The following is a 24,032-nucleotide window of genomic DNA, read 5'->3' as shown; positions in this document are numbered from 1 at the left end:
AATAAAAATATCTAAATCTTAAAAATCCCTGTTTACGTCAAACGCTTCAAGGTAGTCAGCAACACGTTTTACAAAAGAGCCGCCCAGTGCACCATCTACCACGCGGTGGTCGTAGCTGTGCGAAAGGAACATCTTTTGGCGGATGCCTATAAAATCACCCTCAGGGGTTTCTATAACCGCAGGCACTTTGCGTATAGCACCCAGTGCAAGGATACCCACCTGCGGCTGGTTGATGATTGGCGTACCAAACACACTACCAAACGTACCTACGTTAGTCACTGTATAAGTACCACCTTGTGTATCATCCGGTTTAAGTTTACCCGCCTTAGCACGGTTGCCCAGGTCGTTAACGGCTTTTGCCATGCCAACAAGGTTTAGCTGATCGGCATTTTTAATAACCGGCACTATAAGGTTACCGTTAGGCAGGGCTGCAGCCATACCCAGGTTTATGTTTTTCTTTTTAATGATGTACTCGCCATCTACGCTTATGTTCATCATCGGGAAGTCTTTAAGCGCTTTGGCTACCGCTTCCATAAAAATCGGAGTAAAGGTTAGCTTCTCGCCTTCGCGTTTTTCAAAGGCCGTTTTTACCTTATCGCGCCATTTTACAATATTGGTAACATCTACCTCTATAAACGATTGCACGTGCGCCGATGTTTGTACGCTCTGTACCATATAGCCTGATATAAGCTTACGCATACGGTCCATTTCCACAATTTCGTCAGCACCGTTAACCGATACAGGAGCGGCTTTTGCGGTTTGTGGTTGATTGTTTGTAGTTTGTGGTTTTGGAGCGCTGATAGCTGTTGGCTGAACGCTGACAGCTGACATTTGTCCGCTCTTCCTTTTTGCTACATACTCCAGTATATCGCTTTTAGTAACGCGTCCGTCTTTACCGGTTCCGGCTATGCTTTCCAGTTCGGCAACGGTAACGCCCTCCTCTTTTGCAATATTTTTAACCAGCGGAGAGAAAAACTTCTCTGAAGCCGAAAAATCTGTCGGGGCAGCTACGCTTTCTACTGCTGTTGCCACGGTTTTTTCAAGCGCTTCCACGTGGGCTGCTGCCGGGGCGGTTTCGGTTACTGCTGCTGCGGTAACGGTACCACCTTCGGTTTCTATATAGGCTATGGTTTGGCCTACCTGCACCACGTCATTTACATTAAATAATATTTCGGTCAGTACCCCCGAAACTTCCGAAGGCACCTCTGAGTCAACCTTATCTGTAGCAATCTCAAGTACGGCTTCGTCTGCGGCAATGGTATCGCCCACGTTTTTCAGCCAGTTAGTTATGGTTGCTTCTGCAACACTCTCTCCCATTTTGGGCAACTTAAGTTCAAACTTTGCCATATTGTTAATTAAAAGGTGAAATTCAAATTTTTGTTTGCGAATTTAATAAAAAAACATTCCAAAAACTATTCTGTTAATATTTTTTCTCAACCTTAAAAGTTAATTACAGTGCCACGGTCGTCGCTACTGTTGCTTCCTATAATAAATCGGGCACCCGAAGGGCGTATTTTATACGTTAGCCTGTTTGCATATTTTTCCATGAAGGTAATCATATCCCCATAGGATATAATATCGGCGTCAAAAATTACCTCGGTACCCCTTTGGTGTAAAAACAGGTCATCTGTACCGGCAGTTACACGATGCAGCGGCTTTTCTAAAACAAGTGCAAGCTGCTGTTCTACAGTAGCATTATTTGATATAAGCACATAACGCTGCGGTATAACCACACTACCCTTACGGTTCTTTTTTACCATCATAAACGCAAAGGCACCACAACGCATAAACAAGTCAAATACCGGGTATGCCTTAAAATGTTTTTTATAGAAAAACTGCATGGCTTCCCTGAAACGACGCATATAGGTACCATCTTTTACGGTGCTTTCGCCTTTAAAATGAATGGCTGTAGCCTGCCCGTAATAAAAATTACGATATCCTTTTTTGGTAACTATATAAGAAAGGTCCAGGTCATCGCTGTACATAAAACAGTCTTCATCAAACCCGCCCACTTCTAAGTACAAACTGCGCTTTAGGAACATAAAAGCCCCTACAAGCACATCGGTATTCCCTATGGCATCTTGCGGAAGCTCTACATTATAGTACTTATTAAACGATTTTACCCCAGGGAAAAACCTGTATAGCCCGGCAATTTTTGTAAATGCCACCCAAGGCGTAGGCACCCCACGTTTGCTTTCGGGTAAAAAACTGCCCCTGCCGTCTACCAGCTTTATACCGGTAACACCCGCATCGGGCATACTGTCGGCAAACAGTAGCAGTTTTTCAAATGTACCATCGGCCAGTACCGTGTCAGGGTTAAGTATACATACATACTCCCCTTTAGCGGCAGCCACACCTATGTTGTTCCCTTTGGGGAAACCTGTATTTTCTTTGTTCTCTATAAGGGTTACGTCAGGAAAGTATTGGCGTACCCTGGCGCAGCTGTCATCGTGCGAATTATTATCCACCACAATGATCTCAGCATCAATGTGGCGTAGTGCATGCTGTACACTCTGGAGGCACAGATGCAAAAAATTACGTACGTTGTAGTTAAGTATAACAACCGATAAGCGCATAAGGCAAAGATAACTAACTTAGCTGTGGATTAGCAAATTAGCCCGCAACAAACCTTAAAATAAACCACAAATAATTAAAAAACAAGCTCTTACAATAAGCTAAAATGTTTTTTTTAGGTATTTTTATGCCATCTACAACTCTAATACACCAACCTTAATGAACAGTAAAGATACATTTTATGCAGGCATCTGCATGGCAGGGGCCGTTTCTGCAGGAGCATATACCGCGGGAGTTATGGATTACCTCCTGGAAGCTCTGGAACACTGGGAAAAAGCTAAAAAACTACAGGATGAAGGTAAACTTACCGGGGTACCGAAACATAATTTCCTGATAGAAGTACTGGGCGGGGCATCGGCCGGGGGTATGACAGCAGCTATAACCGCAGCCGGTATACAGGAAGATTTTAAACCTGTTACCGCTAAAAATTACACCGACGAAAACATCAGTAAAAATAATCCGCTATATAACTCCTGGGTAAATCTTAAAGAGGGAACTGATTCTAAAGGGAAACATCGGGATATGATGGACCTGCTGCTGGATACCGCAGATATAGAAGCCGATGCATTTAACCCATCTAAAGAGGTTCGCGCGGGATTCAACTCTAATTTTATAAAAGACATAGCCGACTCCATGCTGGATAAGCGGGTAAGCAGCATTTATAAACGCCCTTACATAGCGCCGGGCCTGGAGGTGTTTACCACACTTACTAACCTGCGTGGATTTGCCTATAAAGTACAGTTTAAAACATCTACAGGGCTACGCGAACACCGTATGCGCATGCACCGCGACTATGCGTTTTTTAAAATTGATGAATCGGCAGATGACAGCTACCTGAGTGCAGACGGGCGTATACCGGTACATTTTAATGCGCCTGACGGGCTTAACACCGGCATACTGAAACAGGCCGCCATGAGTACGGGTGCTTTCCCTGTAGGGCTGGAAAGCCGGGAGCTTACAAGGGCACGCCATTACATAGAAAAAAGTAAATACATTAACCTGTTAGAAGCCGAAAAGGTAGAGTACCACTTTTTGCCCGAAGGCGATTTTGTGTCTTTAAATGTAGATGGCGGGGTTATTAATAACGAACCGTACGAAATTACAGAACAGCTGCTGGAAGACCGCAGGGAGGCGCGGTTGCTTAACGAATACCAACGCCTGCTCGACGCAAACGACGACGACATAAACACGCCTCCGTTTAACGTACCCGAAATAGCCCGCGATGCCACTAACTTTGAGAGTATTGTGCTTATGATAGACCCTTTCCCAAGCGATGATATAAACGAAGATGCGTTCAGGGCGCAAAAGGCATGGCGAAACGTGCTGCCCACTATACTATCGGCCATGCGAAGCCAGTTAATGATGAAGGATGAACAGATAAAACGTGCCTATTTAGACGAGGACTATACGCGTTTCCTGATTATGCCGCAGCGTACCGATGAAAATCACGAGGATCAAAAATACACTATAGCCTGTGGCTCGCTGGGTGGATTTGGTGGTTTTTTCAGCAAAGAGTTCCGCAAGCACGATTACTTTTTAGGCAGGCGTAATTGCCAGCGTTTCCTGCAACGCCATTTTACTGTAGCGGCAAATGCACACAACCCTATCTTAGATTACGGTTATGGCAACGGCGCCACTTGGGGTAAAGTAAAATTAAAAGTAAAAAGTGCGTCGGGTACCGAACGCCTGGATGATTTTTACTGTATACTGCCAGACCTAAGGGTAATGGGCAACGAAGCAGATGGCTATACCATAGTGGCGCCCGATGAGGAAATCAAAGTGCCCTACCCCTCTATTAAGCTCAGTTACATATTAGGCCTTAGGGATAAAATAATAAAACGCATTAAATGCGTTATGGATAATGTTCAGAATGCAGAACCTACCCCACCCGCACCGGAAAACCCAGTGGTGGCACGCATACGGCGTAAGGGATGGTTTGGCAGGCAAATCGACGCGCTGTTTAAACGCCCGGCTGTAAAGGCCTACATAAGCATTGCTAAAAATGCCGGTAAAGGCCAGGTGGCCGACTTTTTTATAGACAGCATTATACGCGATATGGACACCCGCGGCCTGCTTGATGATGATGTAAAGAAATAAACGATTATAGTAACAATTGGCACGGTATTGATACCAATACATTAAAAGCATTATTTATGAAAAAACTGTTCGTAGTATCGGCGCTGGTAACGGCAGCATTGGCATCGGCACAAAACTTTACAAGGAAAGACAGCCTGCAGGGCGGCCTGCGCCCCGAGCGTACCAGCTATGATGTGCAACGCTACGACCTGAACATTACCATAGACCCTGAAAAAAAATATATTAAAGGGTATAATGATATTACTTTTAAGGCTACTGCTGCTACCAACCGCATTCAGGTAGACCTTTTTTCGAATATGAATATTGATGCCATTACGCTTAATACATTTAAAACCATCTACAAGCGCGATAATGATGCAGTGTTTATATCGTTTGACAAGCCATTGGAAAAAGATAAAGAGTACACGCTTAGGTTTGCATATTCCGGTACGCCGATTATCGCAAAAAACGCTCCTTGGGATGGTGGCTTTGTATTTACAAAAGATGACAGCGGTAAACCCTGGGTAGGTGTTGCGGTACAGGGCACGGGTGCCAGCCTTTGGTATCCTGTAAAAGACCACCAGAGCGACGAGCCAGACCGTGGCGCCAGCATTAAAGTAGCGGTGCCAAACGGACTAATAGATGTAAGCAATGGGAAATTCATGGGCAGCACTGATCTTAAAAACGGCTACACCCGCTGGGACTGGGAGGTAAAAAACCCTATTAACAACTACGACATTACGGTAAACATAGCCGATTACGCGCATTTTCATGATGAGTACAAGGGCATGCCACTGGACTACTATGTGCTTAAAAACAATGTGGAAAAAGCAAAAAAACAGTTTGAGGAAGTAAAGCCGATGCTGCAATGCTTTGAAGAAAAATTTGGACAATACCCGTTTGTTGAAGACGGCTATAAGCTTGTGGAAACCCCTTACCTGGGTATGGAGCACCAAAGTGCCGTGGCCTACGGCAATAAATACCTTAAAGGCTATATGGGCAGCGATATTTCGGGTACGGGTGTAGGCATGGGATGGGACTATATTATAGTACACGAAAGCGGGCACGAATGGTTTGGCAACAGCATAACCAGTAAAGATATTGCCGATATGTGGATACATGAGGGCTTTACCACCTACAGCGAAACGGTATATGTGGAGTGCCGCGAAGGTTACGACCGCGCCATGAAATACATTAACGGGCAGCGCTACAGCGTACAAAACCGTAAGCCTGCCATAGGTATATTTGGTGTAAATAAGGAAGGTAGCGGCGATATGTACTTTAAGGGAGCACTTATGCTAAACACCATACGACACATTATTAACAATGATGCAAAATGGTGGAAACTTATTTATAACTATTCTACTGCCTTTAAAAAGCAGATCATAGATACTGAAACGGTAATAAACTTTTTTAATAAGGAAAGCGGTCTAAACCTTACCCCTGTTTTTAACCAATACCTGCGTTATGCCGCCATACCTATACTTCAGCTAAAGCTGGATGGCAGCAACCTGGAATACCGCTGGGTTACAGATGAGCCAAATTTTGCCATGCCGGTAGACGTAGCTATTAACGGAAAAACTGTACGCCTGCAAGCTACAAACAACTGGCAGCGCACTGCTACACAAGCCACATCATTAAACGACGTGCAACCCGCAGACAAAAAATTTTATATTAAGGTTGCAAAGCTTTAAGAGTTTCGGCGCGCTGAATTTTACCGGTACCGGTTTCGGCAAAAGCCGGCACAAACAACACCTCTTTAGGCTTTTCATATTTGTCTAACGCCAGGTAACAGTCCTCTTTAATATCAAAGGGTTCACCTTCTACAACCAGCACCATGCGTTCGCCCAGTGTATCATCGGGCAGGCCGTAAACAAAAAAGCGGCGTTTTATAAACAGCGACAGTTTTTCTTCTATCTGTTCAGGATATAGCTTAACGCCCCCGCTGTTTATTACGTTATCAAAGCGGCCCAGCCATACAAAATGATGTGCATCGTGCAGGCTGGCAAGATCGTTTGTTACCACTGCGGTATCTGAAACTTCGGGTGCATTAATTACCAGGCAACCGCGAGCATCGGTAGTAACACTTACCCCCGGCAGCGTGGTAAAGGCTACCTCGCCTAACGGCTTTGCGGCTATATGGGTTACAGTTTCGGTCATGGCATAGGTTTCCCATATTTCTACAGGGAGCGTTTGCAACCGTACGGAGAGCGCCGGGCTTACCTTACCACCGCCTAAAATCACCTTTTTTATACGGCGTAATTCCTCAAAAGAACGCTCTGCCTGAAGCGGCACCATGGCCGCAAAATGATAGTTTTTTGGGGTTTTGGTAAGTGGTTCGGCTACCGGAGGAACAATATCCAGCTCCCATCCCAGTATCATGGCTCTTACAAGCATCATTTTACCGGCTACATACTGCGTCGGCAGGCAATGCAACGCGCGTGTATGCGACCCTACATCAAAAAAATCACCCGTAGCCACCGCAGAGTTTACCATGTGGCGCTTTTTTAAACGGATAATTTTTGGCGTTCCGGTAGTACCACTGGTGCGCATTTCCACGTAATCTTTATCATCAAACCAGTCGAGCAGAAAGTTCCCTATAGGGCGCTCGTAGTCTTCTCCTTCTTTAATGAAATCATAAGCTACCTTCCGCAGGTTTTCCGGCGAAAGATAGAACCCGTTCAGTCTAAAATCAGGGTGAACAAACCCCGGTTCATAATAATACATAGTGTTATGGTTTAGTGGGTTATTGATGAAGCATTGGGTAGCTGGATTTTTCCGGAAAGGCGTTGTTTCCAGTCGGTCCACCTGTATATTTTGGAAAATAATAAAATAAGCAGCGGGTAAAATATAAATACCGGCGCTATAATATCTATGCCTGCAGCCGGCTCAGATATGTCTTTTAATATAGACGGCGATTGCAGGGCGGTCCAGTCTGACGTAACCAGCATGCATGCCACAAGATTATTAGCCGCATGAAAGCCCAGTGCCAGTTCCATACCGTCGTCCATAAGGGTAATAACTCCTAAAAATAATCCCGTACCTATATAGTATACAAAGGCAAGCGGGCCTATGGTAGCCACCTCAGGGTTAGCAGCATGCATTAACCCAAATGTTATAGAAGTGAATAAAAGCGCAAACAAAGTACTGCGTGTAGCAATGCCCAGCCCCTGCATAAGATACCCCCTGAACAGGTATTCTTCAAAACTGGTTTGCATAGGGATAAGTATGATTACTATAGCAAGCATTTTAAAAAAGGGCCCCGCCTTAAAGTTCAGCACAAAATCCTCCGGAGACATATAATAAGCCAGCAGGGTCGTTGCAGCACTAATACCGCCCCATAAAAAAAATGAAGTAAAAATACGGCTCCAGCTTATGCGGCTGCGGGCGGTAGTAAGGCTGGTAATGGTTTGCCGGTGTACAAACTTTACCCACACAAGTAACAGCACCAGGAAAAACGCCAGTGGAGCAAGGCTTTGTATAAGAATACTCATTTCACCCTGTTCTTTAATTGCAGCCTTAATAAGGTCGGTACTTTTATCTCCCATGACCATGGTTACGGCAAAATTCAGCAGGATGATAAGCAGGAATACTACCGGTATGGGTAGGTACAATAAAAAGTTGAATCGTTTGTTGTATGCCTGGCTTATGTACATTATTAAAGAATTGTTAGTTATGGGTTCTGTATATTAAATATACAACAACTTATGGGGATATTGGCATACCTTTGCAAAAAAATAAATAATCAATGCTTACCATTTATCATAACCCGCGCTGCAGTAAATCACGCGAGGGGCTTCAACTGCTTGAATCACTAAACATTCCGTTTGCAACCATAAAATACCTAAACGAGCCTGTTTCTGAAGCCGAGCTTACGTCAATAATAAAAAAACTGGGCGTAACACCTATTGAATTGGTACGGCAGAAAGAAATAATCTGGAAAGAAACCTACAAGGATAAAAACCTTACCGACGACCAAATCATTACCGCCATGGCCACCCACCCTACCCTAATAGAGCGCCCCATAGTGGTAAATGGGGATAAAGCCGTAATAGCCCGCCCTGCCGAAAAAGCAATGGAAATTATTTAATGCTTCATTTTAACAAACCTTTGTGATTTACACATTAAACCGTAAACTGTTTTTTGTGTCAAATTTGCACGTGTAAACTTTACTATATATCAATTTCAATGAAACAACTAAAAACATCCTTTTTATTATCCATGTTGCTGATGGCTTTTATGGCTGTAGCCCAAAGCCCGGCAGGACGCCCTGGGGGTGCTACCATAAAAGTTACCGGCAAAGTAATTGAGCAGGAATCAAAACAACCGCTGGAATTTGCCAACGTAATTATTCAAACCGCAGATAACGTTACTGTAAGTGGTGGGCTTACCGATGCCCAGGGGCAATATAGCCTGGACGTTAAACCGGGCACCTACAACATAAAATTTGATTTTATATCGTTTAAACCGGTGATAATTACCGGAAAACAGCTTACCGAAAATACTGATCTTGGCACAACGCCAATGGCTGCCGAAGCTACAGTACTGAAAGGTGTGGAAATTACTGCCGAACGCAGCACCGTAGAAATAAAACTTGACAAACGCGTATACAGCGTGGGCAGCGACATGATGGTTAAAGGCGGCACTGTAAGCGATGTGCTGGATAACGTTCCTTCGCTATCTGTAGATGCAGAGGGTAACGTGGCACTGCGCGGTAACCAAAGTGTAACCATACTTATAGATGGACGCCCAAGTAACCTTGCCGGCAGTAACGTAGCCGAAACACTGCGTCTGCTACCTGCCGATTCTGTAGATAAGGTAGAGGTTATTACAAACCCATCTGCACGTTATGATGCAGAAGGCGGTGGAGGTATTGTAAACATTATCCTTAAAAAAGGTAAGGCAGGAGGCTTTAACGGCACTGTAACCGCCAATACCGGAGACCCTGCTAACCACGGCATAAGCAGCAGCCTTAACTACAGGAGTACTAATTACAACCTGTTTAGTAACCTTGGCTACAACTACCGTAACAGCCCGGGAAGGTCGTTTACAAACAGCCGCTATTTAAGCGAAGATACTAACGAAACTACAAGCTTCACCAATGAAAGGCGCCGTAACGACAGGCTTCGTAAAGGGTACAACGCCAGCGTGGGTATGGAGTGGTTCCTGGACAAAACCATTACCTGGACAAACAGTCTTAGCTTTAGAAGAAACACAGGCGACACCCCTACTTGGACTAACTACGATAACTATTTTGCAGACGGAAGCTTTAACAATGCATCGCTGCGCTACAGCTACGAAGACGACAGCGAAAGCAACGTAAACTACGCTACAAACCTGGTTAAGAAATTTAACGACAAAGGTCATGAACTTAAGATAGACGCTTCGGTTTCTAAAAACATGGAAGACCAGCACACAGCAATATCTAACTCTATTACGGCAGGCAGCAGCAGTACACCTAACAGTAATGAAAGAACTGTTAACGACCAGAACGAAGACCGCGCGGTTATACAGGCCGACTATGTATTGCCTATAGGGGATAACAGCCGCTTTGAGGCCGGTTACCGTGGTAGCTTCTCTACCCTGGAAACCGATGCGCGTGCCGAAACACTTGACGATAGTGGCGTATGGCAAAACAACGCTAACTACACTAACTTCCTTCAGTACAAAGAAAAGATTAATGCACTGTATACACAGTATGGTTCTAAAAAAGGAAACTTTTCTTACCTTTTTGGTCTTCGCTGGGAAGACTCTAATATAGATGTTAACCTTTTAAATATAGCGGACTACCACAATAAACGTTACAACAACTTTTTCCCGAGCGCAGTACTGGGTTACGAATTTTCTAAAAGCAGTAACGTTACACTTAGCTACAGCCGCCGTATAAACCGCCCAAGAGGCAGGTTCCTTAATCCGTTTAGCGGGCTACAGAGTAACATAAACATCTTTAGGGGTAACCCGGATATCAACCCAAGTAAAACACATGCGATAGACCTGGGCTACTTAAAAAAATGGAATACCCTTACCTTAAACTCATCGGTATATGTAAACATTACAGATGACAGTTTTCAGTTTGTAAGGCAGTTTAGCGGTGATTACGTTACCGAAGTAGTAAACGGGCAAACCATAAACACTCCGGTAATACTTACTACCCCTATTAACCTGTCTAAAGAATACAGGGCTGGTTTTGAATTTAACCTTAACTACACTCCGTACAAGTGGTGGAGGCTAAACGGAAACCTTAACCTATTCCGTAACCAAACTAAGGGCGACTACACGTTTACGTACAACGACGGTGCTACGGGCGACCCGGTAACTACCTACCAAAACTTTAATTTTACAGCCTACACCTGGACGAGCCGCCTGAACTCTAAAATTACCCTTCCGGGCAAAATAGACTGGCAGCTAAACGGAAGCTATGAGGCTCCGCAGAAAAACGCACAGGGTAAACGCCTTGCTCAGGCGGGCCTTAATACAGCCTTAAGCAAAGATGTACTTAAAGATAAAGGTACCGTATCGTTAAACGTGCAGGATATATTTAACTCGCGTAAAATGAGGAACGAAACCTATATACCTAACCAGGTACAATCATACAGTTCTATGCAGTGGCGTGTAAGGCAGGTAACACTGTCATTTACGTACAGGTTTAACCGCAATAAAAACGACAAGCAGAAAGAAATTAAGCCGGATAACGGCGGAGGCGACGAATACATGGGCGGATAATAACTCCCACGTACTTTTCTATTACTATTTTAGGTTAAAAAAATGCCGGAGTTTATCCCCTCCGGCATTTTTGTACATAATCAGCAAGGGTGCTCCCCTGGCGTGTTACTACTATAAGATATGAATAAGGTATTATAAACAAAAAACCCGACCATTCCTGATCGGGTTTTATTGGTGGGGAGAGCAGGATTCGAACCTGCGAAGGTTTCCCAACGGATTTACAGTCCGTCCTCGTTGGCCGCTTGAGTATCTCCCCTCCGGCTCTTACAACACGTTTAGTACCGTATTGCGGTTGCAAATATAATGCTGTTTTTTTAGTACGCAAACAATTTTTATGGATATTTAGCAAGTATTTTTTAAACTCCTGATGTATAAACATCTACCAAAGCAACTTTTTTGGTACCGTATATTCCATAAAACAAAAACCTCCCGAAAAGGAGGTTTTATAGCGTATTTAAAGGCATTACTTTAAAAGTTTTTCCACCGTTTTTTCAAGCTCTTCGCCATAAATATCACGGGCTACTACTTTCCCTTGTGCATCCAGTACAAAAGGTGCCGGTATTTGCTCTACCCCGTATAGTTTAGCTATCGGTTCGTCCCAATACATAAGATTTGAAACCTGTGGCCATAACAAGCCGTCTTTTTGTATGGCCTGTTTCCAGCTTTCGGCCGTTTTGTCTAATGATACACCTATTATATTAAGCCCTTTATCATGATACTTTTTATAAAGCGCCACCATGTTAGGATTTTCTTTTCTGCAAGGCCCGCACCACGATGCCCAGAAGTCAATTATAGTTACCTTACTGCCTAAGCTTTGCTGTAGCGAAACCTCTTTACCCTCCGGATTTTTAGCCGCAAAAGAAGGTGCCTTATCGCCTACTTTTACACCAGCCTGTGGCGCTACCTGAGGCACGGCCTTCTGTTCATTTTGAATAGTTACAAAAAAGCGCTCCAGTTGTTTACCATCAGAACTCGCTTTTAATTTAGGATCCAGACCATCAAACAACTTTTTAAGTTCTGCCGGCTCCTTCATCTTCAGCTGGTTTAACTGCGAAAGTGCCAACAGGTTTACATACGCTTTCGGGTTCCCCTTTATAAACGCATCTATTTTGTTTTCCCAATTTTCGCGCAATTTTCTGTGGTCTTCACGCAGCCTATTTTCTGCCTGTATGTCTTTACTTCGTATAGCGGCATCCAGCTTTTGCTGGTTGTTAAGTTCAAAACGCTGCACGGCTTTTAAGCCTTTGCCAAATATCTCAGAAAACTCAGCATACTTGTCATTATTATAGGTACCTTCTGCAACAGTTTTTACAATGGTATCTTTTCGTACCAATACGTCTATTTCTCCCGGCTCTACTACTACCGTAATAGGCTCGTGCGGATGCTCCTGTATTTTTATATAGTAGATAGCAGGCTCTGAAACCGTGTCCTGAAATGTAAAGGCTGCATTTTTTACTTTAGCAGTATCTACCACTTTAGAGCCAAACATTCCTTGTTTTTCAAGAGTTATTACACGGCCTTCCCAGGCTGGGTCTACGGTTCCGTTAATTTTATATTCGTTATCCTTTAGTTTGCTGCATGCTGCGGTTACTGCGGCAAGCGATAACATTATTGCGATTTTTTTCATTTTTCAAAATACGTTTTTAGCGTTACAAATATATAAATTGCCCCGTTTACGCAACAGGCGTGTTTAACGTGGTTTTTACCGCAGTATTTTTTATGCCGCCAAAACCTTTTTCTACGTTAATCATATTATGGTAACCGCGTGCTTTTAATATAGAGGCCATAATCACAGAACGGTAGCCACCGGCACAATGCAGGTAAAAATCTCCTGTTTGTGGAACCGACTCAAACTGTTCGTTTACAAAATCAAGCGGAATATTTATGGCACCAATTACGTGTCCACCTTCAAATTCGCCCGGCTTACGAGAGTCTACTACCACGCACGCCTTCTCTGTGGCACGTTCAAACTCCTCCGGGCTTACCGAACGTATACTATCTGTTTGTAAACCTGCAGCTTTCCACACGGCAATACCGCCTTTTAGGTAACCAAGTGTGTTATCAAAGCCTACACGTGCTAAACGGGTTACAGCTTCTTCCTCCTTACCTTCGGGCGTTATTAGTACAATCGGTTGTTCTACGTTCATAAGCAAGGCACCTACCCACGGAGCAAAACCACCGTGCAGACCAATAAATATACTGCCCGGTATGTGCTCTTTAATAAAATCATCTTCATGCCTTACATCCAGCATTACCGCACCGGTTTCTGCAACCACTTCTTTAAACGCCTCAGGAGTCAGCGGCTGTACACCACGCTTTAAAACCTCATCAAGGCTGCTATAGCCTTTAATGTTCATTAAAACATTTTGCGGAAAATAAGCCGGCGGGCGGCCCAGCCCATTAAGCAGTTCTGATATAAACTCCTCTTTGGTCATATCTGCCCTAAGGGCGTAGTTGGTCGCTTTTTGATTACCTAAGGTATCGGTAGTTTCCTTACTCATGTTTTTACCACATGCACTACCCGCACCATGGCTTGGGTACACAATAAGGTCATCTGGCAAGACCATAATTTTATTACGAAGCGAGTCGTACAAGTGCGATGCCAAAACCTCCTGAGTAAGTTCTGACGTAAGTGCCTGCGCTAAATCAGGCCTGCCCACATCGCCTATAAAAAGTGTATCACCTGTAATTATGGCGTGTGGCTTTTTATTTTCATCAAACAAAAGGTAGCACGTACTTTCCAGGGTATGTCCCGGCGTGTGTATGGCTTTAATGGTATAGTCACCTACTGTAAATTCCTGCCCGTCTGCCGCTATAAGCGCGGCAAATTCGGGCTGCGCCGTAGGGCCATATACGATTTCAGCACCCGTTTTTTGAGCCAGGTCCTGGTGGCCCGAAACAAAGTCGGCATGAAAATGCGTTTCAAAAATATATTTGATTACAGCATTGTCTTTTGCCGCTTTTTGTATGTAAGGCTGCACCTCCCGAAGTGGGTCAAAAATCGCAGCCTCGCCATTACTTTCCAGATAATAAGCAGCTTGTGCAATACATCCGGTATATAGTTGTTCTATTTTCATTTAAGTAAGCTTTAACAAACAAAATTTTGTTAATAATGCAATGATGTGTTTTATTTGGGGTATTTTTGCAAATATACCAAAATTATCATTGGCACACCCCACCAAAAGGGGGATACACTTGTTAAAGCAAGGTTAACAACAATATACACCCTCCCTTGTAACTGACACCTTTTAGCGAAACCGAAATTATTATATCCTTATTAAATTGTTGTTAAAAATATATTTGATTAAAAATATCATAATTTAAAGGAATAATATTTGTTGTTTTCATAATTACTACTACATTTGTTATAAAATAACTTTGTTTTTTTAGAGTATAAACCTATATACATTAAGTCACAACATAAGGTATGGCAACAACCGCAAAGCCCAAAAGAATGGGCATGTACGAAAACGTTAAGAACCAGTTTGACAAAGCTGCCGAGGTTATGAACCTTGATTCTAGCGTAAAAAAAATCCTTTCTATTACTAATAATGAAATAGTTGTGCATTTCCCGGTGAAAATGGACAATGGCGATGTAGAGGTGTTTACAGGCTACAGGGTACAGCACAATAACGCACTGGGGCCTTACAAAGGTGGTCTTCGTTACCACGAAACCGTAGACCTTGATGCTGCACGTGCTCTTGCTACATGGATGACATGGAAAACATCGCTTGCCGGGCTTCCGTATGGCGGTGGTAAAGGCGGTATTCAGCTTGATCCTAAAAAATACAGCCAGGCAGAACTTGAGCGTATAACACGCAGGTTTACATTTGCCCTGGGCGACAACATAGGTCCTGAACACGATATTCCTGCACCAGACGTTAATACTAACGCCCAAATGATGGCATGGATAGCAGATACGTACATGAGTACTAAAAGCCCTGCTGAGCGTTCTAAAAACCAACACGTTGTTACAGGTAAGCCTGTAGGGTCTGGCGGACTTGAAGGCCGTGACCGCGCTACCGGTTTTGGCGTTGTAGTTACTATAGAAGCTTGGGCTAAACTAAGAGGCGTATCGCTTGAAGGTAAAAAATATATAGTACAGGGATTTGGTAACGTAGGTTACTGGTCTGCACATTTTATGAATAAAAACGGTGCTATACTTGTAGGTGTACAAGATGCTACCGGTACTATTTACAACGCTGAAGGTATAGATCCTGAAGCGCTACTGGAATACCAAAGCAAAAATGCTACCATTAAAGGATTTGCTGCTGACTATGACGGCGACAAGTTTTTTGGCATTGACTGTGACATCATTATTCCTGCAGCACTGGGCAACCAGCTTACCGAAGAAAATGCAGGCAGCGTAAAAGCACGCCTTATTGCTGAAGGTGCTAATGGCCCTACAGATACTGAAGGTGAAGCTATCCTTTTAGCTAACGGTGTAGAGATTATCCCTGACATTTTATGTAACTCTGGCGGTGTAATAGGCAGCTACTACGAGTGGTTACAAAACCGTAACGGAGAAATATGGACTATGGATGATGTTATTACTAAACTACGCAGGAAACTGGAAGAAGCTTTCGGCAAAGTAGTAGATAACGCTGATAAGTACAAAACTGACTGGAGAACTGCAGCTTACATAGTAGCACTTACCAGGATAGAAATGGCATACAAACAAAGGGGTATATTTCCATAAGAAACAACTTTTCCTTTATACATTATTGTTAAAGAAGGCATCCTGTTATAGGATGCCTTTATTTTTTTACTAACTTTATCAAAACCAAAGCCATTAGTTTATGAAAAAGTTAGCCAGCATACTTCTTGTCTTCTGTGCCGCCTCACTCAGTGCACAGCAATATACTCCTAGCTATAAAGTACAAAACAATTTAAAACCAAACCTACCTGATTTTACCTACTACAGTAAAAACTACAAATCGGTATTCGGTACGCATCAGTATACTTTCGACAGAGATAAGTTAAATAAATTCAGCATTTACGTAGCACCAGATGGCAACTATTACTCGCTTGGCGACGGGCGCTTTGTTCCTTCTTCGCCTATTGCAGGTAACTCAGCAGTGTTTGCCAGTTACACAGACAGTGATATTTTTTCGGGGGTTATATCAGCGTTAACCGGTAAGGATTTTTCTCTTAGTTACACCCTTTGGAAAAGGAAATAAAAAATCCGTTCGCAATATTTTTTCAGATTGCAAACGGATACTATTTTAAACGCGTAACTATACTTTTGCAAGCTTAAGCACCACACTAGTATTTGTAGTATTTACATTAGGGTTTACACCTACTTTCATTAAAAAATCTCCTGAGAAAACAGCCGTTTCAACCACGGGCTTTTTACCGGGATAAATATTTATTTCTTCTACTTTATAGCTTGCATTGGCATCAAGCCCTTTAAGTTTTATAGGTGTTTTAGTCCCTGATTCATGGCGGTTACTTACCTGATAGGCAAATACTACAGCTTCGGTAGCACCCTGGTTTACATAACTTACCGAAGCTGCATCGTTACCCCACGGGCTTTGCAGGCGGTACTGCTCTCCTTGTAGTATAAGCGGCTTAAGGCCGTTGTAAGTAGCAATAGCCTTTTGGCAAAACGCCAAATCGTTTGCAGAAAGCTGGCTCACCACAATATCAAAACCCAAGCGCCCCATCATGGCAACATCTACACGGTATTTTATAGGTTGCTTACCCCAATCGGTTACGTGTGCCGAAAGCGTATTGGCAGGATAAAAATACGAGTACTCCCATTGCAGGAATATACGCTCCAGCGGATCAGTGTTATCGCTTGGCCAAAACTCAGTAAAATACTCCAGTGTACCGTAATCTACGCGGCCTCCCCCACCCGAGCACAACATTATAGGCGTGGTAGGATATTTGGCACGTATACGCTTTAGCACCTTATATAACCCGTTTACATAATCTACATAAAAGTTTTGCTGGTTGTCTTTTAAATAAGACGAGTACGCATTAAATATAACCGCGTTGCAATCCCATTTTATATAAGCCAAATCTTTGTTTTGGGTAAATAAATCATCTACCACCCCGTACACAAAATCCTGTACCTTAGGATTAGCGAGGTCTAAAACCAACTGGTTCCTGAAATAATGTTCAGGACGCCCCGGTTGCTTTACCACCCAGTCCGGATGTTTTTTATACAGGTCGCTCGCCGGGTTTACCATTTCCGGCTCTATCCAAATGCCAAATTTTACATGGTTGTCTTTTGCAGCCTGTACCAGCGTAGCTATACCATTTGGCAATTTCTTTTTATTGGGCTGCCAGTCGCCAAGGCCTGCATTATCGCCATTACGGGGGTGGTTGTTACCAAACCAGCCGTCATCGAGCAAAAAAAGGTCTACACCCAGCTTTTTACTATCGGCAATAAGCGCTTTAAGCTTTGCTTCATCAAAATCAAAAAACGTAGCTTCCCAGTTGTTTAGCAGCGTCATACGGTCGCCTTCTCCTGTTAGCACTTTGTGCTTACGCGCCCATTGATGTATATTCCTGCTGGCAAAACCTTTCCCTTTTCCCGAAAGGGTGTACCAAAATTTCGGTGTAGTAAACACTTCGCTTTTTTTTAGCCTATATGCCGATGCCGCATTGTTTATTCCTGATATAATTTTCAGGTTATTAAACGGATCAATCTCAAAATCAGTACGGAAGTTACCGGCCCATTCCAGTCCGCCCATAAGCACGTTGCCTTCATCTTCGGTAGCCGGCTTTTGTAACGAAACCATAAACACAGGCGCCTGTAATAAATCAGCGCGGGTGCCAAGTTTAGAATCCAGGGTTTTAACTCCATGGGTAAGGCGCACTTCTTCCGGGCGCATTTCACGGGCCCATTCGCCGTAGTAATTGGTAAGCCAAAAATCATTGTTCCCTTTTATATACAGGTTTGCCGAAGCAAACTTACCCAGCACCACGTTGCCTTTTTCATTGTGCAAAATGGTAGTCCATTGTTCTATAACATCGGTATCAAAAAAAGACTTTATAAACAAATGCACCTCAAAGGCGTATACCGGGTCTTTAAGCACTATTTCCGTTTGGGTCACCCCTGCTGTAACGGCTGTAGTTGTATGCGACACATAATGTAAATCCAGCGATGTATTACCATCGGCGTGGGTTACGGCAATAGCAGGCTCCAACAGGTTTTTGCTGCCAGACGGGGTGTATGCCGCATTATAAATACCTGTATACTCGTTACCCTGATGGTATTCTTTAGCCACGCGAGCATAATCCGTATCATTTAAAAGCTTTTCGCCAAAATATACCGTATTAAGCTCCTTTTGCGCGTTTACTTGATATACCAAAGCATTTGACTTGGTAGCTATTGTAATAAACTGCTGCGCTGTAGCCGCGGGCAATACCCCCAGCAACAACAGCGCAGTATATAATCGGTATACTATCTTAGTCATATCCATTTATTTTTTGCCATCGGTTAGGCCAGGCCACGAATCGGTACGGAATGAAGAAGCGGGCAAATCCGAATCATTAGTAAGGTTACCCTGTGGGTTATCGGCCCAGTTGTAACGTACCGCTTCAGGCTTAGTAACATTTGGCGAAGACACTATTACTTTACCGTTTACCACTTTTGCCGTTGCCCAGTGGAATACCTTATCGGTACCGGCTATGGCAAAGCCTTTTAGTTCGCCTTGCTTGGCTTTGATACCCTGATTGTGTAGAAACGTAAGCTCTATAGCATTGCCGTTAACCGTAAAGTTTTTGTACAGCGGGCCGGTATATTTTTGCTTTACGCCATACAGGTTATTAAGGGCTATTAGTGCCAGCCTGTTACCTACTTCCTGCTTGTTTTTAGGGTGAATATCATCGGCAGCACCAATGTCTGTAGTTACTGCCATGCCGGTATTAGGTACAGAGAGCGTTTTAAACTGTGCCTCCCTTAGCTCCGCCCAGTCTGATTCGGCCGGTTGCGGCTTTATCTGTCTCCAGTTGGCAAGCTGTACAAAATAGAACGGCAGGTTAGGGATATTAAAATCCTTACGCCAGTTATTTATCATTAGCGGGAACAGTTTTTTGTATTGCTGCGCACGTTCGGCATTTGTTTCTCCCTGGTACCAAATTACCCCGGCAAGCCTGTATTTAAGCAATGGGTAAATCATGGCATTATATAATACGGTAGGCCTGTTTTGGTTTTGTGGTAACACCGGCATAGGCGGAAGGTTCTTGCTGTTTACCCCCACCTGATACTTCCACATACCATTTAGCGGAATAGTTTTGCCGCCTATTTTTATGGCAATATTATCCGGTGCGTAAATACCACCTCCGGCAGCCCCGTCAAAACTGCGTACGGTAAGTACATTTTTCCCTTTCCTGAACAATGATGCCGGTATAGTGTATTTACGTACCGTATTGTATCCACGGGTTTCACCGATTTTCACACCGTTAAAAAACGTGATTTCATCATCATCAACATAAAACTCTATAACACCATCCTGTGTAGCTCCTTCCGGTAAATCAAAACTTTTGCGGTACCATACCAGCCCGTCAAAATCAGGCAACACATTGTTTTCATAAAACGAAGGTACCGGCATATTACCCCAGGCAGCATCATTATAATCTACCTCGGCCCACAGCGCCTTACCGTTACTAAAGCTGCCGTCTTTTTCGGCAAGTTTATTGTTCCAAACCGCCATATCGCTTTTATACTTTTCTTCCTGCGCAGCGCGGGCTTTTGGTTCGTTAAGCGCATCTATGGCATTATTAAAATCGCCCAGTGTACGCAGCTCTTTTGCACTTGTCCATGCCTCGGCAGGAGTACCACCCCAGCTGCTGTGTATAAGACCTATGGGTACATGCTTTTCCTGCCATACTTTACGGGCAAAAAAGTACGCCGTACTACTAAAGTCGGACACCGTTTCGGGGCTGCAAACCTGCCAGCCACCGTGCTGTACCACCAGGTTTTCCTGCGGCTTTTCTGCGTTAACATGCTCTGCCTGCAGTAAACGTATCTCAGGATATTTAGCATCTTTTATTTCCTGCTGATAGTTGTTTACCTTACCCCATCCTTCTATGGGCATTTCCATGTTACTTTGACCGGAGCATAGCCATACTTCGCCTATAAGAATATTTTTAAGCTTTAAGGTATCGCCATCGGCAAGGGTTATGGTATACGGCCCGCCGTATGCAGGTGTTTGTAAAACCGCCTCCCATTTACCGTTTACCACTTTTACGGTATATGTTTTCTTATCCCACGAGGTGGTTACTTTTACTTCCTTAGCTGTACTTTTTCCAAAAAAGGGCACTTGCGTTTTTTGTTGCAGTACCATATTGTCTGTAAAAAAAGATGGCAGGGTTACCTTCGCTTCTGCCTGAGGTATGGCAAGCGTAAGGCCTGCTGCCAGCAACAGGTTTTTAAATAATTTCATTTCAAATTGAGTTTTGGTTACAGTTAAAAAATTGTGTGTGCACTAATGTATGAAGTAATTATGGCATGGGCAAAAAAATGAATCCCAGGCACAAAACCGCAGAAAAATGTAATGTAATAATGCAGATTTAAGCGTGGCAAAAACGGAAGCAAAAGTTTGTTACGTACCTTTGTAAAAACATACGCATCATGGCAAAAAAGAACCGTAAAAGCGAAGAACTGTGGAATACCGTTACCCACGGCACAGGGGCGGTATTATCTGTAGCGGCATTGGTTTGCATGCTTGTAATCAGCATTTTAAAGGGCACCCCCATGCACATAGCAGCGTCAATCGTGTTTGGGCTCAGCATGATATTGTTATACACTTCGTCAACCATATACCACGCGGTATCTACCCTGAAATGGAAACGCATTTTAAAGCAGGTAGACCACTTGTGTATTTACGTGCTCATTGCCGGCACCTACACGCCTGTAGCTTTACTAGGGCTTAAAGGAGCCTGGGGCTGGTGGATATTCGGGCTGATATGGGCGTTTGCCATAGCCGGTTTTATTTTTAAGTTTTCGCCACTTCGTTACAACCAAAAACTCTCCCTAACACTTTACGCGTTAATGGGTTGGCTTATTATTGTAGCGATAAAACCCATGATAGCCAACCTCTCTATCGGAATGCTGTTGTTTATATTAGGCGGGGGGCTTTGCTACACTATAGGGATTTACTTTTATGCCAAAGAAAAAATACCTTACAACCACGCTATATGGCACGTTTTGGTAATGGGTGGCACGGCATTGCATTTTACAGGCATTTTTATGTACCTGATTCCTTAACACACATTTAGACATTAAACTAATAGTGTTAGGCTTAGTTTAAGTTTTAAAAGTGTAGCTTTACTATAAAAGTTTTCAATGGACACAGCCGTTAGCACTAAAGGAAGTATACAGGAATTTACCATACCCGTACCACAGTTTAATACACATAAGCACATTTGGGCGTACCTGCCCGCAGGCTATGCCGAAAGTACCCGTCGATTCCCTGTGATTTATATGCACGACGGGCAAAATGTTTTTGACCAGGTAGAAAACCCAAAACGGGAATGGCATGTGGAAGAAAAACTGAATGACCTGCATAGCGAAGCCATTATCATAGGCATAGAACACGGAGTGCATCGTATAGACGAAATGACACCGTATGCCAATGACACCCACGGTGGCGGCCATGCCGATGATTATCTTGATTTTATAATAAATACCCTGAAGCCATATACAGATGAAAATTTCCGTACGCTGCCTGAGCCCGAAAACACCACCATATTTGGGAGTTCTGTAGGAGGGCTTATATCATTTTACGCCGCGTTAAAATATCCGGGGATATTTGGAAACGCCGGTGTTTTTTCGCCTTCATTTTGGTTCAGTGAAGAAATTTACGGATTTGCCGAGCAAACAGAAATTATAACCTCACGATTGTACTTTATGGCGGGAGATCGCGAAAGCAACGCTATGCTTCCGGATATGGAGCGCATGGAATGTGTGCTGCGAAAAAAAGTTAAAAACGCTTCCCAGATACAAAAAAAAATTGTGCACAACGGGCAGCACAATGAAAAACTGTGGCGTAAAGAATTTGCCGAAGCATACCGCTGGCTTATGAACGTTTAATGCGGCAATTTACTTTTAAGCAAACCGTAAAGCCATGTACCTAAAAGAGCACCAATAAGCACAATGCCCACACCCATAAAACCAGATCCTATAAGTATAAAAATTGGCCCAGGGCAGGTACCTACAAGCCCCCAGCCAAGCCCGAAGATAAGTCCGCCTGTAAAATAGTTGGTAAATCCTTTTGTTTTCTTCTGGATTTCTATAGGTTGCCCATTAGCATCCTTTATTTTAAAACGGGTAAATATCTGCATTCCCAGCAGGCCGGTACACACGGCAACGCCAATAATACCAAACATGTGGAACGACTGGAAATGAAACATTTCGTATATACGGTACCATGATACCGCCTCTGATTTGGTAAGTACTATACCAAAAAATACACCTACCAGTAAAAACCTAAGTAACTTCATTTCTCTATCCGAATATTAAAGGCAACAAAAACCACGACATTAAAAGTCCTCCTATAAAAAAACCGATTACGGCAATAAGGCTGGGCAACTGTAGGTTACTTAAGCCGGTAATGGCATGCCCGGAAGTACATCCGCCACCGTAACGCGTACCGAAACCTACTAATACCCCACCTAAAAGCAGTATGGCAATTATCTTCGGGTTACTAAATGCATCGACGCCTGCAAGGGTATCGGGCAGTAGTTTACCATTAGGTTCATCTATGTGAAGTTGTTGTAGCTCGGTTATTGTTTTCGGGTTCAGCTGCACGCCGCTACCATCGCTCATATAATGAGTGGCTATAAACCCACCCAGCATGGCCCCCACCACTACAGCGAGGTTCCAGCGTTGCGCACGCCAGTCAAATTTAAAGAAGTCGGCTGTTTTACCTGCACCAAGCATAGTGCACATGGTGCGCAGGTTACTACTCATACCAAAGGTTTTACCGAAGTAAACCAACAGGAGCATAACCACCCCTATACTAAAGCCCGAAATATACCAGGGCCAGGTACCAAAAAAGCTGTACATAAGCTGATTTTAATTGTATTGGCAAAAGTAGGATTTATTTAGTAAATATTCTACCGGCAGTTTTTATTGATGGTTTCTGAAAAAAATTATACTTTTGATGAAATTACCTGTTCATATGAAAAAACTTTTACTGCTTACAACCCTTACCGCTATGGTAGCGTGCACCAGTACAAAGAATTCCATACAAAATATAGACGACAAAGCTATAATGCCGGCACTCGCCAAGGATAAAACGTTTATTATTACAGAAATAAGCGACGACAAAAATTATGGTTATGATCAAAATTACCCTGTAAACCTGGGCTTTTTACCCTTTCAGAGTGCAGAAATTAATGTAAAACGCTTTTTTGGTGGTATTACCGGGCCCGACGGCCAAAAGGCTTCATACACAAAGGTAGATGCGTGCTGCCCTTTCCCTACCAAAAAGTACGATATGGGTGCCGGACTACTTGATGTATATGAGGTAACCTGGGAAGGCCTTGCCGAACCAAAAATACTGTACATAAACCTTTACGAAAAAGGAAAGGTTATGGCCCCTAAAGGTTTTGGATTAAAAAATAAATAATTTGCCTTAAAGGCACTATAATACAGGTAAGCCTTCCGCAATAGGAAGGCTTTTTCTTTGTATCTTTGCACC

General features: G+C 43.4%; 19 protein-coding genes and 1 tRNA gene. 9 read left to right on the top strand and 11 right to left on the bottom strand.

The features are described 5' to 3' along the window. Window positions 1-18: 18 nt before the first annotated feature. The gene (locus ACLI08_RS15175) at window positions 19-1,347 is read right to left on the bottom strand and encodes a dihydrolipoamide acetyltransferase family protein (protein ID WP_411429355.1); all 1,329 of its coding nucleotides are present in this window, start codon (window positions 1,345-1,347) and stop codon (window positions 19-21) included. Between the two features lie 92 nt (window positions 1,348-1,439). Next, window positions 1,440-2,576: a glycosyltransferase family 2 protein gene (locus ACLI08_RS15170; protein ID WP_411429354.1), complete on the bottom strand. Its 1,137-nt coding sequence runs from the start codon at window positions 2,574-2,576 to the stop codon at window positions 1,440-1,442. Between the two features lie 157 nt (window positions 2,577-2,733). On the opposite strand from ACLI08_RS15170, the gene ACLI08_RS15165 reads away from it, so the two are divergent. Together ACLI08_RS15165 and ACLI08_RS15160 are read left to right on the top strand one after the other, a co-directional pair. Further along, window positions 2,734-4,671 carry a patatin-like phospholipase family protein gene (locus ACLI08_RS15165; RefSeq protein ID WP_411429353.1) on the top strand — a complete coding sequence of 646 codons (1,938 nt, stop codon included), beginning with the start codon at window positions 2,734-2,736 and terminating at the stop codon, window positions 4,669-4,671. A 56-nt stretch (window positions 4,672-4,727) separates the two neighbouring features. After that, window positions 4,728-6,344: a M1 family metallopeptidase gene (locus tag ACLI08_RS15160; protein WP_411429352.1), complete on the top strand. Its 1,617-nt coding sequence runs from the start codon at window positions 4,728-4,730 to the stop codon at window positions 6,342-6,344. On the opposite strand, the gene ACLI08_RS15155 is transcribed toward ACLI08_RS15160, so the two are convergent. Next, window positions 6,325-7,377 carry an AMP-binding protein gene (locus tag ACLI08_RS15155; RefSeq protein ID WP_411429351.1) on the bottom strand — a complete coding sequence of 351 codons (1,053 nt, stop codon included), beginning with the start codon at window positions 7,375-7,377 and terminating at the stop codon, window positions 6,325-6,327. The genes ACLI08_RS15160 and ACLI08_RS15155 overlap by 20 nt on opposite strands. 11 nt (window positions 7,378-7,388) lie before the next feature. Further along, entirely contained in the window at window positions 7,389-8,306 is a 918-nt protein-coding gene (locus ACLI08_RS15150; RefSeq protein WP_411429350.1) for a lysostaphin resistance A-like protein, read from the bottom strand. 92 nt (window positions 8,307-8,398) lie between these two features. Here ACLI08_RS15150 and arsC point away from each other — a divergent pair, with 92 nt between their 5' ends. Beyond that, window positions 8,399-8,740 carry an arsenate reductase (glutaredoxin) gene (arsC, locus tag ACLI08_RS15145; protein ID WP_411429349.1) on the top strand — a complete coding sequence of 114 codons (342 nt, stop codon included), beginning with the start codon at window positions 8,399-8,401 and terminating at the stop codon, window positions 8,738-8,740. Window positions 8,741-8,838: 98 nt separating this feature from the next. Continuing rightward, window positions 8,839-11,373, top strand: a complete 2,535-nt coding sequence (locus ACLI08_RS15140; RefSeq protein WP_411429348.1) for a TonB-dependent receptor domain-containing protein — start codon at window positions 8,839-8,841, stop codon at window positions 11,371-11,373. 172 nt (window positions 11,374-11,545) lie between these two features. Here ACLI08_RS15140 and ACLI08_RS15135 read toward each other — a convergent pair. The 3 genes from ACLI08_RS15135 to ACLI08_RS15125 form a co-directional block, all read right to left on the bottom strand. Further along, window positions 11,546-11,629: transfer RNA gene (locus tag ACLI08_RS15135), tRNA-Tyr, on the bottom strand. Window positions 11,630-11,836: 207 nt separating this feature from the next. Next, window positions 11,837-13,000: a redoxin domain-containing protein gene (locus ACLI08_RS15130; protein ID WP_411429347.1), complete on the bottom strand. Its 1,164-nt coding sequence runs from the start codon at window positions 12,998-13,000 to the stop codon at window positions 11,837-11,839. Window positions 13,001-13,046: 46 nt separating this feature from the next. Next, window positions 13,047-14,450, bottom strand: coding sequence for an MBL fold metallo-hydrolase (locus tag ACLI08_RS15125; protein WP_411429346.1), 1,404 nt, complete (start codon window positions 14,448-14,450; stop codon window positions 13,047-13,049). Window positions 14,451-14,800: 350 nt separating this feature from the next. Between ACLI08_RS15125 and ACLI08_RS15120 the strand changes: the two genes are divergently transcribed. Together ACLI08_RS15120 and ACLI08_RS15115 are read left to right on the top strand one after the other, a co-directional pair. Continuing rightward, on the top strand, window positions 14,801-16,072 hold the full coding sequence (locus tag ACLI08_RS15120; protein WP_411429345.1) for a Glu/Leu/Phe/Val family dehydrogenase: 1,272 nt from the start codon (window positions 14,801-14,803) through the stop codon (window positions 16,070-16,072). A 100-nt stretch (window positions 16,073-16,172) separates the two neighbouring features. Beyond that, entirely contained in the window at window positions 16,173-16,553 is a 381-nt protein-coding gene (locus ACLI08_RS15115; RefSeq protein WP_411429344.1) for a hypothetical protein, read from the top strand. A gap of 57 nt (window positions 16,554-16,610) precedes the next feature. Here the strand turns inward: ACLI08_RS15115 and ACLI08_RS15110 are convergent, their stop codons facing one another. Beyond that, on the bottom strand, window positions 16,611-18,800 hold the full coding sequence (locus tag ACLI08_RS15110) for an alpha-galactosidase (protein ID WP_411429343.1): 2,190 nt from the start codon (window positions 18,798-18,800) through the stop codon (window positions 16,611-16,613). Between the two features lie 6 nt (window positions 18,801-18,806). After that, window positions 18,807-20,771 carry a sialate O-acetylesterase gene (locus tag ACLI08_RS15105; RefSeq protein ID WP_411429342.1) on the bottom strand — a complete coding sequence of 655 codons (1,965 nt, stop codon included), beginning with the start codon at window positions 20,769-20,771 and terminating at the stop codon, window positions 18,807-18,809. 188 nt (window positions 20,772-20,959) lie between these two features. Here ACLI08_RS15105 and trhA point away from each other — a divergent pair, with 188 nt between their 5' ends. Together trhA and ACLI08_RS15095 are read left to right on the top strand one after the other, a co-directional pair. Continuing rightward, window positions 20,960-21,595 (top strand): PAQR family membrane homeostasis protein TrhA, encoded by a 636-nt coding sequence (gene trhA, locus ACLI08_RS15100; RefSeq protein ID WP_411429341.1) that lies wholly within the window; start codon window positions 20,960-20,962, stop codon window positions 21,593-21,595. A 78-nt stretch (window positions 21,596-21,673) separates the two neighbouring features. Further along, window positions 21,674-22,420, top strand: a complete 747-nt coding sequence (locus ACLI08_RS15095; RefSeq protein ID WP_411429340.1) for an alpha/beta hydrolase — start codon at window positions 21,674-21,676, stop codon at window positions 22,418-22,420. Here ACLI08_RS15095 and ACLI08_RS15090 read toward each other — a convergent pair. Together ACLI08_RS15090 and ACLI08_RS15085 are read right to left on the bottom strand one after the other, a co-directional pair. After that, complete coding sequence (locus ACLI08_RS15090; protein WP_411429339.1) at window positions 22,417-22,830, bottom strand: DUF6691 family protein; 414 nt, start codon at window positions 22,828-22,830, stop codon at window positions 22,417-22,419. The two genes, ACLI08_RS15095 and ACLI08_RS15090, sit on opposite strands and share 4 nt — an antisense overlap. Window positions 22,831-22,834: 4 nt before the next feature. Further along, window positions 22,835-23,395, bottom strand: a complete 561-nt coding sequence (locus ACLI08_RS15085; RefSeq protein ID WP_411429338.1) for a YeeE/YedE family protein — start codon at window positions 23,393-23,395, stop codon at window positions 22,835-22,837. Window positions 23,396-23,510: 115 nt separating this feature from the next. Here ACLI08_RS15085 and ACLI08_RS15080 point away from each other — a divergent pair, with 115 nt between their 5' ends. Further along, on the top strand, window positions 23,511-23,960 hold the full coding sequence (locus ACLI08_RS15080) for a 2-dehydro-3-deoxyphosphooctonate aldolase (RefSeq protein WP_411429337.1): 450 nt from the start codon (window positions 23,511-23,513) through the stop codon (window positions 23,958-23,960). Window positions 23,961-24,032 lie beyond the last annotated feature (72 nt).

The organism is Flavobacterium sp. RNTU_13 (genome assembly GCF_046614455.1).
Lineage (GTDB): Bacteria > Bacteroidota > Bacteroidia > Flavobacteriales > Flavobacteriaceae > Flavobacterium.
This window is presented reverse-complemented; position numbering and strand designations above follow the sequence as displayed.